Below are 14,611 nucleotides of genomic sequence, written 5' to 3'. Positions count from 1 at the left end.
TAATTGATTCATCGGCGTCGATAAGGGACGCTTCGCTTCATTGGACCGAGCTTGACCGGACCAAGAGTGCATGAGCGCTTTCGCCCCACGCAAACTAACTTTTCTCATGCTGGACATGAGAAAGTTTCATTTCCGCGCAGCCCACAAGCAGCCGATCATCCGGGCATCCGTGCTGCTATCCGCGTCGGCCGCCGCGGACTTCGCATGAACGTGCGAGCATCGAAAATACCTCGATGAAACCCGCTACAATCCGTTACCCGGTGACCTTGCATCGCGCTGACATCTAGATGAGACCTTACATACCCTCTCTGCAGAGCTTGCTTGCGTTCGAGGCCGCTTCGCGGCACCTGAGCTTCACCCGCGCGGCACAGGAACTCGAACTGACTCAAACCGCCATCAGTCATCAGATCAAAACGCTCGAAGAACGGCTCGAAGTCAAACTGTTCGTGCGGCGTCGCAATGTGCTGACGCTGACACCGGCCGCGCGCGAGTATCTCGATTCCGTGCACGAGGCAATCAATCTGCTGTCCATCGCAACCGCGCATGCGCGCAAGAAGAAACCGAGCACGGTGCTTACGGTCACGTGCCTGCCCACATACGCGGTCAAGTGCCTGATCCCCGCGCTGCCGGAATTCCAGAACGCTCACCCTGAAATCACGGTGCACGTCGCAACCAGTTCGACGTTCAACGAGTTCGACCGCAACAGCTACGACGTAGCGATCCGCTACGGTTCGGGACGATGGGCATCGGCGCGCTCCGACCGGCTGCATGGCGAGGAGTTTTTTCCCGTGTGCGCGCCGGCCGTGCTCGAACAGGCAGGTAAGTTCGACTCGGTCGCGGAAGGCCTCGCGCGCATGCGCCAGATTCGCACCTATTTCTATTCGATGTACCAGGATGATTGGCCCGCATGGCTCGAAGCAGCAGTGCGCGAGCCCGTTGAATTCGCCAGTGAATCGGTATTTCATCTGCAATTGACGTCGCTCGCCGCGGCCGTCAATGGTGTGGGCATCGCGATCGGCCGCACACCGCTCGTCAACGGCGATCTCGCGAGCGGCGCGCTCGTTGCGCCGTTCGAGATGCGCGTGCCGTCCAGTTCCGCGTATTTCATTTCGTCGCCGCACGACAAGGCGCGTACGAAGAAAGTCGAGCTGTTCCGCGAATGGGCGCTTGCGCGTCTCCGCGAAAACGGCGCTCACGAGACCGGCGGCCTCGCGCGCCACGCGGCGGCGCCGGCGGTGCCGGCGCTTTGCTGAATTCATGTCGAGCGCCCATCACCCGGTAGCCGACCCGGCCTGGCGCACCGCCTCGGCTCTGCTCGAACAGCACCGGCGGGAGACACCCGACAAGCCCGCAATCGTCGACGTCGATCGCGAGATCGGCATGACGTTCGAAGAGCTCGCGCAAGCGGTCGATACGATCGCGCGTCAGCTGCTGCGACACGGTCTCGCGAAGGGCGAGCGCGTCGTGCTCGCCGACTGCGATACGCCTGACAAACTGCTGCTATGGCTCGGCGCGTGGCGTATCGGCGCCATCGTGTGTCCGCTCGACGTTCCCTTCGTAGGGCGCGAGACGACACGCAAACTGCTCGACACGATCCGGCCGAAGCTGATCGTGGTGCCCGCCGAAGCATCGGCCGCCGCCGCGCATGCGGACGTGCCCGTGGTGCGCTTCGTTTCGTGGACATCGCCGGCGCAGCACGCGAGTGCCGACGCGGCCGCCGACCTGATCAGCGTCGACGCGCACACCGGCGATGCTTTGCGCGACACGTGGCCGCTGCCGGACAGCGCGACGATCTCCGACATCGGCGATATCGCGTCGATGTGCTGCACGTCGGGCACGACCGGCATTCCAAAGATCATCGTCTACGATCACGCGTGCTACTGGCTCAACGGGCTCGACAGCATCGACCTGCTCGGTCTCACGCGCGAGGACCGCATGCTCGAATACCGCTCGTTCGACTGGTACTCGGCGCAGATACTGAGCTTCATCCCGTTCCTTCAGCTCGGCTCGACCCTGTGCGTCGCCAGGCGGTTCTCGCGCAGCCGCTTCGGCGACTGGATTCAGGGCCAGCGCATCAGCGTGTGCGCCGGCGTACCGACCGTGCTCAACATGCTGATCGAGGCGCCGCTCGATGTGCGCGCCGGCACGTTCGCGTCGTTGCGCGCAATGACCTGCAGCACGGCACCTCTATCTCCGGTTCAGTGGCAGCGCTTCGAAAAGCTGTACGGCATCCGCATCCTGAATCTGTATGGATCGTCGGAAGCCGGGTGGATGTGCGGCAACCGTCTGCAGCGGCGCAGGACCGGCACCGTGGGCTATCCAGCCGGGCACATCGTCTTCGATATCGTCGATTCCGAAGGCGTGCCTTGCGGCCCCGACGCCGAAGGCCAGGTAGTCGTCGACGGCGCGAAGCTCGCGCTGGGCGTGTTGCAACGCGACGGCACGCTGCTGCCGATCCGCGGCAAGCCGCTATTCACACGCGACATTGCCGCGCGCGACACGGACGGCTTCGTACGCATGGCGGCACGCATGGACGACCTCGTGATTCGCGGCGGTGTGAAGATCATGCCGCAGGAAATCGAAGACGTACTGCGCATGCATCCGCAGGTGCAGGACGTCGCGGCGCTCGGCGTACCGGACCCGTTGTACGGGCAGGAAACCGTGTGCTTCGTGGTCGCGCAACCGGGCACGATCCCCGATGGACAGGCATTGCGCGCGCATTGCAGCGAGCATCTGCCGCGCGAGAAAACTCCGAAGGAAGTCTATGTGGTCGCGGCGCTGCCGCGTAGTGCGCGCGGCAAGGTGCTGCGCGATGCGCTGCGTCAGCAGTGGTGGAAGATCGTCAACTCGCGGCCCGATCTGTCCGAGCCGGAGTGCGAGTAGTCGGGCGCAGCTTGCCGCGGTTCACCCCGGTTTCGCGGCAGTTGCGATTTCAGACCGTTTTTTTCAGTGTGTTTTTCGGCCTGCTGTTCAAGGGGGTGTTTCCACCCGCATTTCAACCCGACTCCCGTAACGCCAGTTTCTCTCAGGCTCTCGCATCCAGGCATTACCTATCCCGCTTTTACACGTCCCGATGGGCCACCATTTGCAACTCGACGAGAAAGCCGTGATGCAACTCCGGCACCGGTACGACCGCGCGCGCGGGTTGGTGAGCGCCGAAATGGTCCGCATAGAGCCGGTTGAATTCCGGCCAGTTCTTTACATCGACGATATAGGCCGTGCACTGCACGACGTCGGTCAATGCGCAGCCCGCTTCCTTCAGAACGTTTTCGCAGTGCGCCAGCGTCGCTCGCACCTGGCGCTCGAAGTTGTCGGGACCGTCAGTGGCGACGCCCGGCCCGGGCAGCATGCCCGACACGAACGTAAAGCCGCCGGCCTGCACGGCTTGCGAATAGTGACCGCCCGGGGCGGGCGCGTTGGCGGTGAAAATGAAGTTCATCGATCGTGACCTGTCAAAACGTTAGACGGCGTTAGGCAACAACGGCCGCGGCGGACTTGCGCATTTGCGCGGCGAGCTTCACCGCTTCGATGATCTCGGGATAGGCGCCGCAACGGCACAGATTGCCCGCGAGGAAATGTTTGATCTCCGCTTCGGTCGGGTCCGGATTGCGATCGAGCAACTGGCGGCTCATCAGAATGAAACCGGATGTGCAAAAACCGCACTGAAACGCGCCGCATTCGATAAACGCCTGCTGCACGACGTCGAGTTCGCCGTTCGCGTCGAGACCTTCGACGGTGCTGACCTCGCCGCCGTCGGCCATCGCCGCGAGAAACAGGCACCCCGACACGCTCTGGCCGTTGACGATCACCGTGCAGCATCCGCACAGTCCCTGTCCGCAGCTTTCGCGCGCGCCGTAAAGCGCAAAGTGCTGACGCAGCACTTCGAGAATCGTTTGATGCGGCTCGATCGGCGCGCTCACGCGTTCGCCATTGAGCGTGAAATGAATCGTGATGGAAGTGGCACTCATCGGTTACTCCTCGGATAGCGGTTCATTGCGCGCGGCGCACAGCGCGCGGTAGACGCTCTCGGGCGTCAACGGCAAAGACTTGAGCCGCACGCCGACGGCATCTTCGATCGCTTCGGCAATCGCGGACGCCACGCCGAACGTTGCGCTCTCTCCGACGCCCTTCGCACCGAACGGGCCGTTGCTCTGCACGGACTCGACGGTTTCGCGGCCGATCGTCGACGGAATGTCATGGATGCCGGGAATCTTGTACTCGGCGAACGATGCGTTGCGCAGCTGCCCGACTTCGTCGAACTCCATGCGCTCGAACAGCGAGATGCCGAGCTGCATGATGGCCGCGCCTGAAATCTGCGTATCGACGACCTTCGGATTGATCGGCGTGCCGCAATCGACGACGTTCTCGAAGCGCAGCACGCGGAACTGGCCCGTCTCCGTATCCACTTCGACTTCGACGCCGCAGCCGCCCACCATCCAGTTCGGCGTGATGTTCTCCGAATGGCCCGTCTCATATGCCGGCGACTGGTAGCTCGGAATAAAGCTGCCGATGCCGACGATATTGCCGGCCTGCATCCCGTACTTGCGGCGCAGCAGCTCGCCCGCGCGCATCGCGGGCACCGGCGGCACGCCCAATTCGTTCGCGAGTTCGGCGATCTTGCGGTTCGCATCCTCGGCGGCGAGGCGCACCGCGTGGCCCATATGGAACGTCGAGCGCGAGCCGAGCGTCGCCATGTCGTAGGGCGTGACGTCCGTATCGGGACGCATGACCTTGATACGTTCGGCGGGAATCCCCAGCACGTCGCCGGCCATCAGCGCGATCGCGGTCTCCGAGGCCTGCCCCATATCGACCGTGCTCGAATACACGGTGCAACTGCCGTCGCCCGCGAGACTGACCATCGCGACCGACGTGGTGGGCGCAACCACCGCCTTGAAGCCGATACCGATGCCACGCCCGCGCCGCAGCGTGCCCGCGCCGCGCTCGAACGGTGCGTCCCAGTTCATGCGCTGTGCGACGCGTTCGAGCACGAGGTCGACCGCGGCGTCGTGCATCGTCGTGCCGGTCGGGTGCGGACGGCCCTCGCGCAAAATGTTGCGGCGGCGGAATTCGAGCGGATCGATGCCGAGCGCGCGCGAGACCATGTCCGCATGGCTTTCGTACGCCCACACCATCTGCGGAATGCCGAAGCCGCGAAACGCGCCCGCGGGCGGCAGATTCGTGTACACCTGATACGAATCGATCGACACGTTGTCGATGTCGTACGGGCCCGATGCGGTGAAGCCTGACTTCTGCGTAACGCGCGGACCGATATCCGCATACGCGCCGCCGTTCCACCACACGTCGCACTTGCGCGCGGTGATGCGGCCGGCCGCGTCGACGGCGGTTTTCATGCGGAACGTCGTCGCGTGCTTGGTGATCGTGAAGAACTGCTCCTCCATCGTCAGCGACACCTTGACCGGACGCCGCGACAGCAGCGCAAGCGCAACGACCAGCGCTTCGAGCTTGATGTACAGCTTCGCGCCGAAGCCGCCGCCGAGCAGCGCCGATTTCACGCGCACGCGGTTTTCGTCCCAGCCGAGCAGGCGCGCGATTTCGATCCGCACGAACGACGGACTTTGCGACGCCGTGTGCACGGTCAGCATGCCCGTGCCGAGGTCGGGCTCCGCCAGCGACACCATCGGTTCGAGCGGTGTATGCATGACCTGCTGCGTCGTGAAGGTATCCTCGAAAACGTGCGCGGCACTCGCGAAGGCCGCGTCGACGTCGCCGCGGCGCAACTGGAAATCGAGCGCCACGTTGGTACCCTTGCGTCCGGCCAGATGCTTGAGATCGGGAAACGTGCCAGCGGGCCGCAGAACGTCGTGCACGAGCACGTCGGATTTCGCGGCCTCGACCTCGTTGAACACGGCCGGCATTTCATCGTACTCGGCCATGATCAGATGTGTCGCCTCTTCGGCGACGTGCGGATCGGAAGCGAGTACGACGGCGACCGGCTCGCCGATATAGCGGACCTTATCCAGCGCGAGAATCGGCTGGTCGTGAAACGCGGGGCCGTAGTACGGCTCGGGAATCACCTTCCTGATGTCTTCGCCGGTATAGACCGCGAATACGCCTTCGAGCTCGCGCGCGGCGCTGGTATCGATGCTGACGATCCTGCCGTGTGCGACGGTGCTGCGAAAAATCTTGCCGTACAGCATCCGCGGCAGCACGAGATTGTGGATGTACTCCGCGCGCCCCGTCACTTTCGAGCGCGCTTCGAGCCGGTTCAACGCACGGCCCACCTGCTTCGGTGCTGGCTGTTCTTCCAGCTTCGTTTCGATTTTCATTATGCGTGCCCCTCGAATGGCATCGTGCTGCCGTTCGCCGTGGCGAGCGCCGTGCGTACCGCGCGGCCCAGATAGACCCTCAGCAGTTGTTTTTTGTAGCTGGCCGAACCATGGGGATCGCCGACGATGTCGAGCTGCGCCGCACCCGCTTCGCCCGCGTCGCGCAACACCGCCGCATCGTCGGGCGACGCGCCGCGCAGCAGCGCTTCGGCTTGCGTGAGCCGCGTCGGACGATCGGTTGCCGCGCCGACGATCACGCTCGCATTGCCGATCCGCGGTCCGTCCATGTCGAGCATGACGGCGACGCCGAGCGCGGGCCAGTCGTGCGCCGCGCGCGTTGTCACCTTCATGTAGGCACCGGGTCGTCCCGCCTGCGGCGGCACGATCACTTCGGAAATCAGTTCGTCGCGCGCCAGCACGGTTTCGTAATAACCCGTGCACAACGCCTCGACCGGCACGCTGCGCTCGCCGGCCGGCCCCGAAATCGTCGCGCTCGCGCCGAGCGAACTCAGCACGGGCGGCATGTCCATGTGCGGATCGGCGTGAGCGAGATTGCCGCCGATCGTCGCGACGTTGCGCACGCGCACGTTCGACAGCGTGCGCAACGTGCGCGACAGCAGCGGCCAGCCTTCCTTCACGAGCGGCGAGTGTTCGAGCGTCGCGAGCCGGGTCAGTCCGCCGATACGCAACTCGCCGTTCTGGCCGATGCGCACCTGCGCGTAGCGCGGCTCGATATCGCCGAGGCTCACAAGGCGCGTCGGGCGCAGCACGCCCGCCTTCATCATCAACATCACTGCCGTACCGCCGCCCATCGGGCGGATGTCCGGATCTTCCGGATCCAGCAGCGCGATCGCTTCACTGAGCGAGCGGGGCCTCGCGAGCTCAAATGGAATCATCTAGGGCACTCCTTTTATTTTGCGCAGCCGGCGCGGTCGAGCAGCGTATGCAGTTCACGCGCGACGATGTCCGGCGTTTCGAGCGGCGTCAGATGCCGTGCCGCCGGAATTTCAGTGAAGGTCGAACCGGCGATGCCCGCATGCAGCGCGCGCGCCATCGCGGGCGTCGCCGCATAGTCCTCTTCGCCGACGATCACGCACGCCGGCACCGTGACGTCGCGCATCAGCGCGCGGCCATCGAACGCGCCGAGCATGCGGCCCGTCGCGGCGAACGCGGCGATATCGTTGCGCAGGAACGTATCGACGCACTGCTGCACGACGTCCGGGCGCGCGGCGCGAAACGCGTCGCTGAACCAGCGGGTCGTCTGAAATTCGACCAGCGGCGGCAGGCCGCCCGCTTCCGCCTTGGTGGCACGTAGGTCCCAATCCTGCGGCGCGGTTTCGCCGTACCAGGCAGTCGTATCGATCAGGCCCGCGGCGATCGCCTCGGCGTAGGTTGCCGCGAATTCGAGTGCGACGCAGCCGCCCATCGACGCACCGGCGATCAGCGCATGGCGGAAGTCCAGTGCGTGCATCACGTCGTACACATCGCGTGCAAATAGCGACACCGTGTACGGACCGGCGGGTTTGTCCGACGCGCCGTGACCGCGCGCATCGATCGCGAGCACCGACGCGCGCGGCATCAGCCGCTCGACGACGGGCGTCCAGAAGCGACGGTCCATCGCAAGCGAATGCACGAGGACGACGCGCACCGCGTTTTCTTTTCTGCCATAGAGGTTGTAGCCGATACGCGTGCCGTCCCGCACGGTGACGTGGGACGAAACGACATCAGCATTGACCGGTTGATTCATTGCGTGCTCCGCAGCTGTCGGATGGGTTCGAATTCGGGTTTTTTGAGCCCGCTGTCGGATATTGCTGGCAAGCCGAAAGGGCGGCAAACGACGATCTTTCATGCAGTGCATGAAAAGTATTCATTGGCAGCACGCGGCGCACGGCGGCGGATAAGTTGTTCTGATATGCGGGATGAACGATTGGCGTTTGCCCGTCGTCTCGTGCGTGGCGATGCAACGCGATGCGCGGCCCCATGCGAACGTCCGCATCAGTCAGAAACAGCAAAGCCGACTGGAATGCTCGATGCGCTCCAATCGGCCTTGTTTCCAGGACAGTGGCTAGAACCAGTGATTGATACCGAACGAAACGCCGGTCTGCTTCGAATGCCCTGACGGATTGAGCGTCGCATTCGTCACGTACACACCGGTAAAGTGCGTGTAGTCGACGTCCGCGTATAGCTCCGTGCGCTTGGACAACAGATAGACGACGCCGAGAATCGCCACGCCCTTTCTTCCATCGAGGCCGTTCGTCTTGTTCTTGTTGTCGTAGTACGCAGCCGTCGCGCTGAAGTACGGCGTGACCTGATAACGCGCGCCGCCCCACAGGTACTGGTTGCGCGTCTGGCTGTGAACGGTGGAGGGCACGTCCTGCAGAGAAAGCGAATAGCCTCCCATCACGTCGACAGGGCCCACGGTCACCGCGCCGCCCGCCGTATATTGATCGTTGCCGAAGTACTGGCTCGAGGTGGCCGTCAGCGGATTGGACCGATGCGTGTAGGCCGCGCCGAGCTTGAACGTGCTGGTGCGATAGTTCAAGCCGGCTGCCAGCGTCGAGCCATCCGAGACGCTTCCCGGCACGCCGCCGAGCGCGTACGTGCCGCGCACCACCCACGGCCCGAAAATGCCGCGATAGTTGATCGCATTGCTGTCGCGCCCCGTGTCGCCGCCCGAGATCGCCGTCGATTCGGTAATGCCCAGGTAGTGGAAGTCGAACGGCTCGAAATCCTTGATCACATAGTGCTGCACCGTGAACTGCCGCCCCATGTCGAGCTGACCGAACGGGCCGCCGATACCGACCACCGATGTGCGTTGGAAGAGCTGGTTGTTCGTATTGTTCAGCGCGCCTGTCGACAATACGTAGCCCGCTTCGAGATTGAAGCGCACGTAGTATCCGCCGCCGAGATCTTCCTTGCCTTCAAAGCCCCAGCGGTTCGAGTTGTAGACGCCGTTCGACGCCATCGTCAACGCTGCGCCGCCGGACTTGGTGCCGTTGACGAGATTGCGCAACCCGCCGTCGAGAGAACCGTACAACGTGACGTTGCTCTGCGCGTATGCGGGACTCGCGGCAAGACCCGCCAGCGTTAATGCCGCGAGCGAGCGCGCCAGCGTGTTCAGACGCGGAGCCGAAGCCGCGCCTCCTTTTTCGTCCATATCTCCTCCACCCATGCCTTTCTATTGATATGGCGGAACGTGCGGGACGCGATGCCTCCCGTGCCGTCCACCTTCGATGTCGAGAGGCGTCTCGCCTGAACCGCCGTGCGACTTCTGCCGGTTTCCAGGCGGCAATCCGTCTACACTCACGCGACACGCTCCCTTACTGCCGCGCTGGAGCGGCCATGCGGCCGCTGTCAACGCTTGTTCAGCCGTCCTCCCGACTGCCCTTCTTCTCCGCGAAGAACCAGTCAGAGTTCTGGTTGATCCATTCGAGGCCGACGCGTTGACGCGTCTGTTCCTCGCCCGTTTTGAAGTACTCGCTTTCCACCTCGAGTCGCGCAGATCGGTTTGTTTATCCAGTTGCCAATCGAGACGCCGTATCACGGTGATTCGGGACGTAGACTGGCCGCCGAAATCGGTATCGGCAGACGTTCGAACGTGGACGACGAGAACTATTTCTTCGATGACCCGCCACACGGACCCCGTCTGTCGGATCGCGGCGGAAGCACTACCCTAAGCGCAGACTGAGGCACAACATCCGCCGTCGCAAACGGTGATTTCTCATGTTTGCCATGAACGGATTTCATTCGTTGCAGCACGCCGAGGCGTGCTCGATCCTCGGCGTTCGCTTCAACGCAATACCGCGGGTCGGTGATAAGTCAGAAGAAGTGATGCAAGCCGATGCGAAACGCCGTCTGATTCGGACTGTCCGACGGCGCGAGCAACGGCATCGCCGCATTGCCGGCGCCATTCGCGTGCTGGTAAGTGATCTGCGCATACACGGTGGTCCGCTTCGACAGCGCGTAAAGATCCCCTATGCCAAGCTCCGCGTAGCGTGTGCTTGCGAGCCACGAAAGATAACCGCCCAGCGCGACGGTATTGGCCGCGCTCAGGTGATAGTCCGTGCCGAGTTCCGCAGTGCGCATTTTCGTCGAGTGCGTCTGCGTCGACAGATTTACTTGCGTGAGCACACCGTGCACGTCGACATGCGAAGTCGCTTTATAAAACGCCGACAGGCCGAAGATGTCCTGAGTGCGCGCAATAAACGTTTGACCGCCCGTCAGCGATTGACCGAGAAAAGGACTCTCGCCGAGCCCCGACACGAGTGCGATCGCGTGATTGCGCCAGCTGCTGTAAACAAACGACGCGCGCAACGGTCCCTGCGAATACACGATATCGGTGCTGACTACTCGGCCCGGCTGCGTGCTCGTGTCGGCGAAACCGTATAGTCCGCTCGCCGTGAAGCCGTTGAACGTCGGGGTCGTGTATTTGACCGAGTTGTTGATCGAGTCGCCGGTAATACCGAGATTGTCGAGATTCGCCGGGTGGAACAGATAGAACGAGTACTGCAGCGCACCGTTCGAATTGACGCGCAGCGCGTCGGCGGCAAGATCGAGCTGACGACCGAGCGTCAGCGTGCCGAAGCGTTTGTCCGACAGGCCGACCCACGCGAAATGGCTGAACATTTCACCGGCAATCGTCCCCTGCCCGGTGTTCGACTTGAAGCCGTTCTGCAGCGCGAACAGCGCGCTCAGCCCACCGCCCAGATCTTCGGCGCCGCGTAGGCCGTAGAAATCGGGCACGGCAACCGGGCCAAGCGTAACCGTGCCGTGTCCCATGTTATTGGTGTTGTATGTGATGCCTTCGTCGATGCTGCCGTATAGCGTGACACTGCTTTGCGCGTACGCGCCCGTTGTCAGCATGCCGGCCACGAGCATCGTCAGGGTCAGTTTTTTCATTGCGAACGTTCGTCTCCGTTTTGTTGTTCTGCCTGTCGCATCCTGGTCGCGCTATACGTCCTCCGGCAGAGGCTTGCCGTTGGTTTCCGGCAGAAACGGCGTGAGCACCACACCGATCAGATAAATAAAGCCGACCGTCACGGCCGCGTGGCCGTAGCCGCCGAAGCGCGTAATCAACGTGCCCGCGACGAGCGGCCCCGACCATGCCAATAGCCGCGGAATGTTGAAACAGAAGGCGATCGCGGTGCCACGCATCCGTGTCGGGTAGAGCTCCGGCAACCACGTCGGCATCCAGGTGTACTGGCCGAGACTGAAGAAGCCCGTGACGGCGGAGACGACCAGCAGCATCGCGATGTCATGCGTCCACAGGAAAAGTACTGGCGTCATCAGGAGCGCCATGCCGAAGAACATGAACGTCACGCGTTTGCGGCCATACGCATCGGCGAGAAAACCCAGGCCGATATAGCCTGCAATCGCACCGACGTTATAGGTCATGCCGGCGTAGCTGGCCCAACGCGCAGGTGTGAGCCCCGCATGCGCGGCAACCGCGCCGATGTACGGCGGCACCCAGGTCGAGATGCCCCACCAGCCGAGCGTCGTCGTCAGCGACATGAATACCGCAATCAACGTGCGGCGCCGCAACGTCGGCGCCGAAAACAGATCGACGAGCGTGAAGCGGCTCAGCGCCGCTTCGCGCTCCGACACTGCGCCGCCCTTACGCTTGTGCGCGCGAATCCTGCGCCGGTCGTCATTGACGCGTTCCCATTGTTCCGACTCTGGAATACCCGAGCGCATCCATAGCGTCGCGAGACCAGGCAGTACGCCGAGCACGTACATGTAACGCCACGCATGTTCTCCGGTCTGGCTCATGAAAAGCCAGACCAGCGATGCAACGAAAAAGCCCATCCCGAGCCCGCATTGCATGAGGCCCGCACCCTTGCCGCGATGACGATCCGGCCACAGTTCCGCGGTCATGGCGGTGCCTGTCGCCCATTCGGAGCCCATCGCGAGGCCGACGATAAAGCGCAGCACCGCAAACGACTCCCAGTCCCACGCGAATGCGCTCAAGCCGGTCGTCAATGAATAGGCGAGGATCGCGACCATCATCATGCGCTTGCGGCCGATGTAGTCCGTCAGCACACCGCCCGCGAGGCCGCCGATGCCCCAGCCGAGCAGCGTCAACGCGATCACGAGGCCCGCGTAAAACGGAATCTGTGTGTGGAGCGCCGGGTCGAGCAACTGGCGCAGCGCGATGCCGACCGTCAGGATCAGCGTGTAGGTTTCATAGCCGTCGAACAACCAGCCGAGATTGGAGGCGAACAGCGCACTCCACTGGTGACGATTGAGCGAGCGATACCAGACCTGCGATGTCGCGCCGCCCTTCGTCAGTTGCCCGGTGGGCGAGGTGATGTCCGGGCGCGGTTGGCTGGAACGGCCTGCGGGATGTTGCATCGATTGTCTCCTTGTTTTTTTCGGTGCCGCACGGTCTTCGCCGACGCTCATCACGCATGGCGCAAGCACATTCGACAACAACGCGCGGCCATCGAACGCCCCCAACATCCGGCAAGCCAACGCGAAAGCCTCGACGTCGTTACGCACGAACGGATGGACGCAACACTCACTGCACGACAACGGACTGCGCCGCGCGAAATGCGTCGCTGAATCAGCGTGTCGTCTGAAAATCGACGAGCGTCTCGAGCCCGCCCTGCCCGGCTCTCGCCGCGCTCCAGGCAGTTCCTCGCCGCCGTTTCGCCGTACCCGCTCGATCGCATCGATGAGACCGAGCGCGCGCGAATATGTCCGGAGTCGATACCAGGCAGAACTTCCAGAAACCGTTCGCGTTGCGACCGGCAGGGATGACCACTGGATGCGGTTCGTGCGGCGGTGGGTGCACACTGAGGCAGAACGCCCCCTGTCGCAAACGGTGATTTCTCATGTGCGCCATGAACGGATTTCATCCGATACACAGTGCAGTCGCATGCGCTCCCCACGCCTTGCGACGATGAAAAGACTTCATGCAACGCATGAACAGATTTCGTTTGAAGCGTCTGCCCGCTTCAGGCACGCTCAGCCGTGGCCGGTCACGGGATGCTGTTTGTGCGGTGCTTCCAGCGCCCCGATTTCGTCGGCCGACAGGCTCATGTCGACTGCAGCGATGGCGTCGTCCGCGTGAGCCCGACGAGGCGCGGCGACGCCCTCGTGCTGCAGCCATGCATTGCCGTTTGGCTCTTCTTCTCGTTCTAGCTGGTCGGCTTCGCGGTCCGACGGCCCAGGCACGACATGGGCACCGAAGCTGACAGCGAGTGGCCTAGCGATCGTGATTCACCAGACTGCATGCATGGCTTTTGCGTTTGGCAATCGCGGCGGCATAGTCCTCGGAGAACGCCCGCTGCGCGAAGCAAGGCGCCGAGGTTGCGAGCAGTGCATCGACCTGCGCATATTGATTGTTGAACACCCATGGCCGACGTGCGAGCGTGCGGTCATTGAGCCAGTAGGGGCTCCAGTCACGAGTCGTCTCGATGACCTCGCGCGCGAATTCCGGCCCGTACTCGAGCGCGCCTTCGACAACGACATCGATATACGACTCGACGAGCGGGTATCTCGCGTCCGGCATCGCAAGCCCTTCTCCCGGCGCTTTGTTCTGGGCCTTCGGCACGTAGACCCAAACCGTTCCCTGCGCCGGCAGCGGCTGCCACGATACGGCCTCGATCAGCGCCCACGGCACCTCGACGCGCACGTATCCCTTCTCGCGCTCGTCGAACGCGGACATGTCGTTGCCAACAACGGGATAGATGACGCCATTGATCGTCATCGACGCCTCGCCCTCGAACGGACGCCGCAGGCCGAGCGCCGTGAACCCTGAGGATGCGCGGTCGCTCCAGCTGCGCACATAGCCGAACGCCGCCGCGACGCGCACGGGAATCGCCGCAATCGGCTTGCCTGCGGTGGTGGCGCGCGATGACGTGTTGATGAGCGAGCCATAGCCGAAAATGAACTGCGTCGGCTGATCGGGAAGACGTGTTCCCCAGAAGTCGGTGGTCTGCGCGTACGCGGCCGAGCTAAAGAGCGCAAGCACCACGACGAAGCTCCGAATCTTTGCCATCTGCGACATCGTCATCTCTCCGTCCAGTGCGTTACCGCCAACGATCGCTTCGGCGGGACAGCCCGGTAAGCTCGCGCACCAGGCCTCAGGATCATCCGACTCCTGACTGGCCTTAGCCAGGTGTGAGACCTCATCAAGTGCATCGGGTAAGGCGGACGCTCAACCGAACGTGGCAGGAGCACCGGGTTCCGCGGAGCAGTGGTCACTCGCCGCGATTTCGGCACTGACAGAGGGCCCAGCGAAGCCGACCTCTGCCATGCGATCAGCCATGGTCCGCGATGTGCCGGCTAAGCAAACGCAGCCTGCTCGTTCATATATCAAC

General features: G+C 63.2%; 12 protein-coding genes. 2 read left to right on the top strand and 10 right to left on the bottom strand.

Features of this window, described 5'->3' with window-relative positions:
* Positions 1–287: 287 nt before the first annotated feature.
* Together L0U82_RS19735 and L0U82_RS19730 are read left to right on the top strand one after the other, a co-directional pair.
* Positions 288–1,253 carry a LysR substrate-binding domain-containing protein gene (locus L0U82_RS19735; protein WP_233833714.1) on the top strand — a complete coding sequence of 322 codons (966 nt, stop codon included), beginning with the start codon at positions 288–290 and terminating at the stop codon, positions 1,251–1,253.
* Positions 1,254–1,257: 4 nt separating this feature from the next.
* Positions 1,258–2,883, top strand: coding sequence for a class I adenylate-forming enzyme family protein (locus tag L0U82_RS19730; protein ID WP_233833712.1), 1,626 nt, complete (start codon positions 1,258–1,260; stop codon positions 2,881–2,883).
* Positions 2,884–3,061: 178 nt separating this feature from the next.
* On the opposite strand, the gene L0U82_RS19725 is transcribed toward L0U82_RS19730, so the two are convergent.
* The 10 genes from L0U82_RS19725 to L0U82_RS19685 form a co-directional block, all read right to left on the bottom strand.
* Positions 3,062–3,439 (bottom strand): RidA family protein, encoded by a 378-nt coding sequence (locus L0U82_RS19725; RefSeq protein ID WP_233833710.1) that lies wholly within the window; start codon positions 3,437–3,439, stop codon positions 3,062–3,064.
* A gap of 31 nt (positions 3,440–3,470) precedes the next feature.
* Positions 3,471–3,968 (bottom strand): (2Fe-2S)-binding protein, encoded by a 498-nt coding sequence (locus L0U82_RS19720; protein WP_233833708.1) that lies wholly within the window; start codon positions 3,966–3,968, stop codon positions 3,471–3,473.
* Between the two features lie 3 nt (positions 3,969–3,971).
* Complete coding sequence (locus L0U82_RS19715) at positions 3,972–6,287, bottom strand: xanthine dehydrogenase family protein molybdopterin-binding subunit (RefSeq protein ID WP_233833706.1); 2,316 nt, start codon at positions 6,285–6,287, stop codon at positions 3,972–3,974.
* Positions 6,287–7,183: an FAD binding domain-containing protein gene (locus L0U82_RS19710; protein ID WP_233833704.1), complete on the bottom strand. Its 897-nt coding sequence runs from the start codon at positions 7,181–7,183 to the stop codon at positions 6,287–6,289. Before L0U82_RS19710 ends, L0U82_RS19715 begins: the two co-directional genes overlap by 1 nt.
* 14 nt (positions 7,184–7,197) lie before the next feature.
* Complete coding sequence (locus L0U82_RS19705) at positions 7,198–8,034, bottom strand: alpha/beta fold hydrolase (RefSeq protein ID WP_233833702.1); 837 nt, start codon at positions 8,032–8,034, stop codon at positions 7,198–7,200.
* A gap of 318 nt (positions 8,035–8,352) precedes the next feature.
* Positions 8,353–9,444, bottom strand: coding sequence for a porin (locus L0U82_RS19700; RefSeq protein WP_233833700.1), 1,092 nt, complete (start codon positions 9,442–9,444; stop codon positions 8,353–8,355).
* A gap of 208 nt (positions 9,445–9,652) precedes the next feature.
* On the bottom strand, positions 9,653–9,775 hold the full coding sequence (locus tag L0U82_RS39735; protein ID WP_267929661.1) for a hypothetical protein: 123 nt from the start codon (positions 9,773–9,775) through the stop codon (positions 9,653–9,655).
* A 331-nt stretch (positions 9,776–10,106) separates the two neighbouring features.
* Positions 10,107–11,186: a porin gene (locus L0U82_RS19695; protein ID WP_233833698.1), complete on the bottom strand. Its 1,080-nt coding sequence runs from the start codon at positions 11,184–11,186 to the stop codon at positions 10,107–10,109.
* Between the two features lie 51 nt (positions 11,187–11,237).
* On the bottom strand, positions 11,238–12,638 hold the full coding sequence (locus L0U82_RS19690; RefSeq protein WP_233833696.1) for an MFS transporter: 1,401 nt from the start codon (positions 12,636–12,638) through the stop codon (positions 11,238–11,240).
* Positions 12,639–13,494: 856 nt separating this feature from the next.
* Positions 13,495–14,298 (bottom strand): gamma-glutamylcyclotransferase family protein, encoded by an 804-nt coding sequence (locus tag L0U82_RS19685; protein ID WP_233833694.1) that lies wholly within the window; start codon positions 14,296–14,298, stop codon positions 13,495–13,497.
* Positions 14,299–14,611 lie beyond the last annotated feature (313 nt).

This window comes from Paraburkholderia sp. ZP32-5, from assembly GCF_021390495.1.
Lineage (GTDB): Bacteria > Pseudomonadota > Gammaproteobacteria > Burkholderiales > Burkholderiaceae > Paraburkholderia.
The sequence above is the reverse complement of the archived record's forward strand: the minus strand, read 5'-3'. Positions and strand labels throughout refer to the sequence as shown.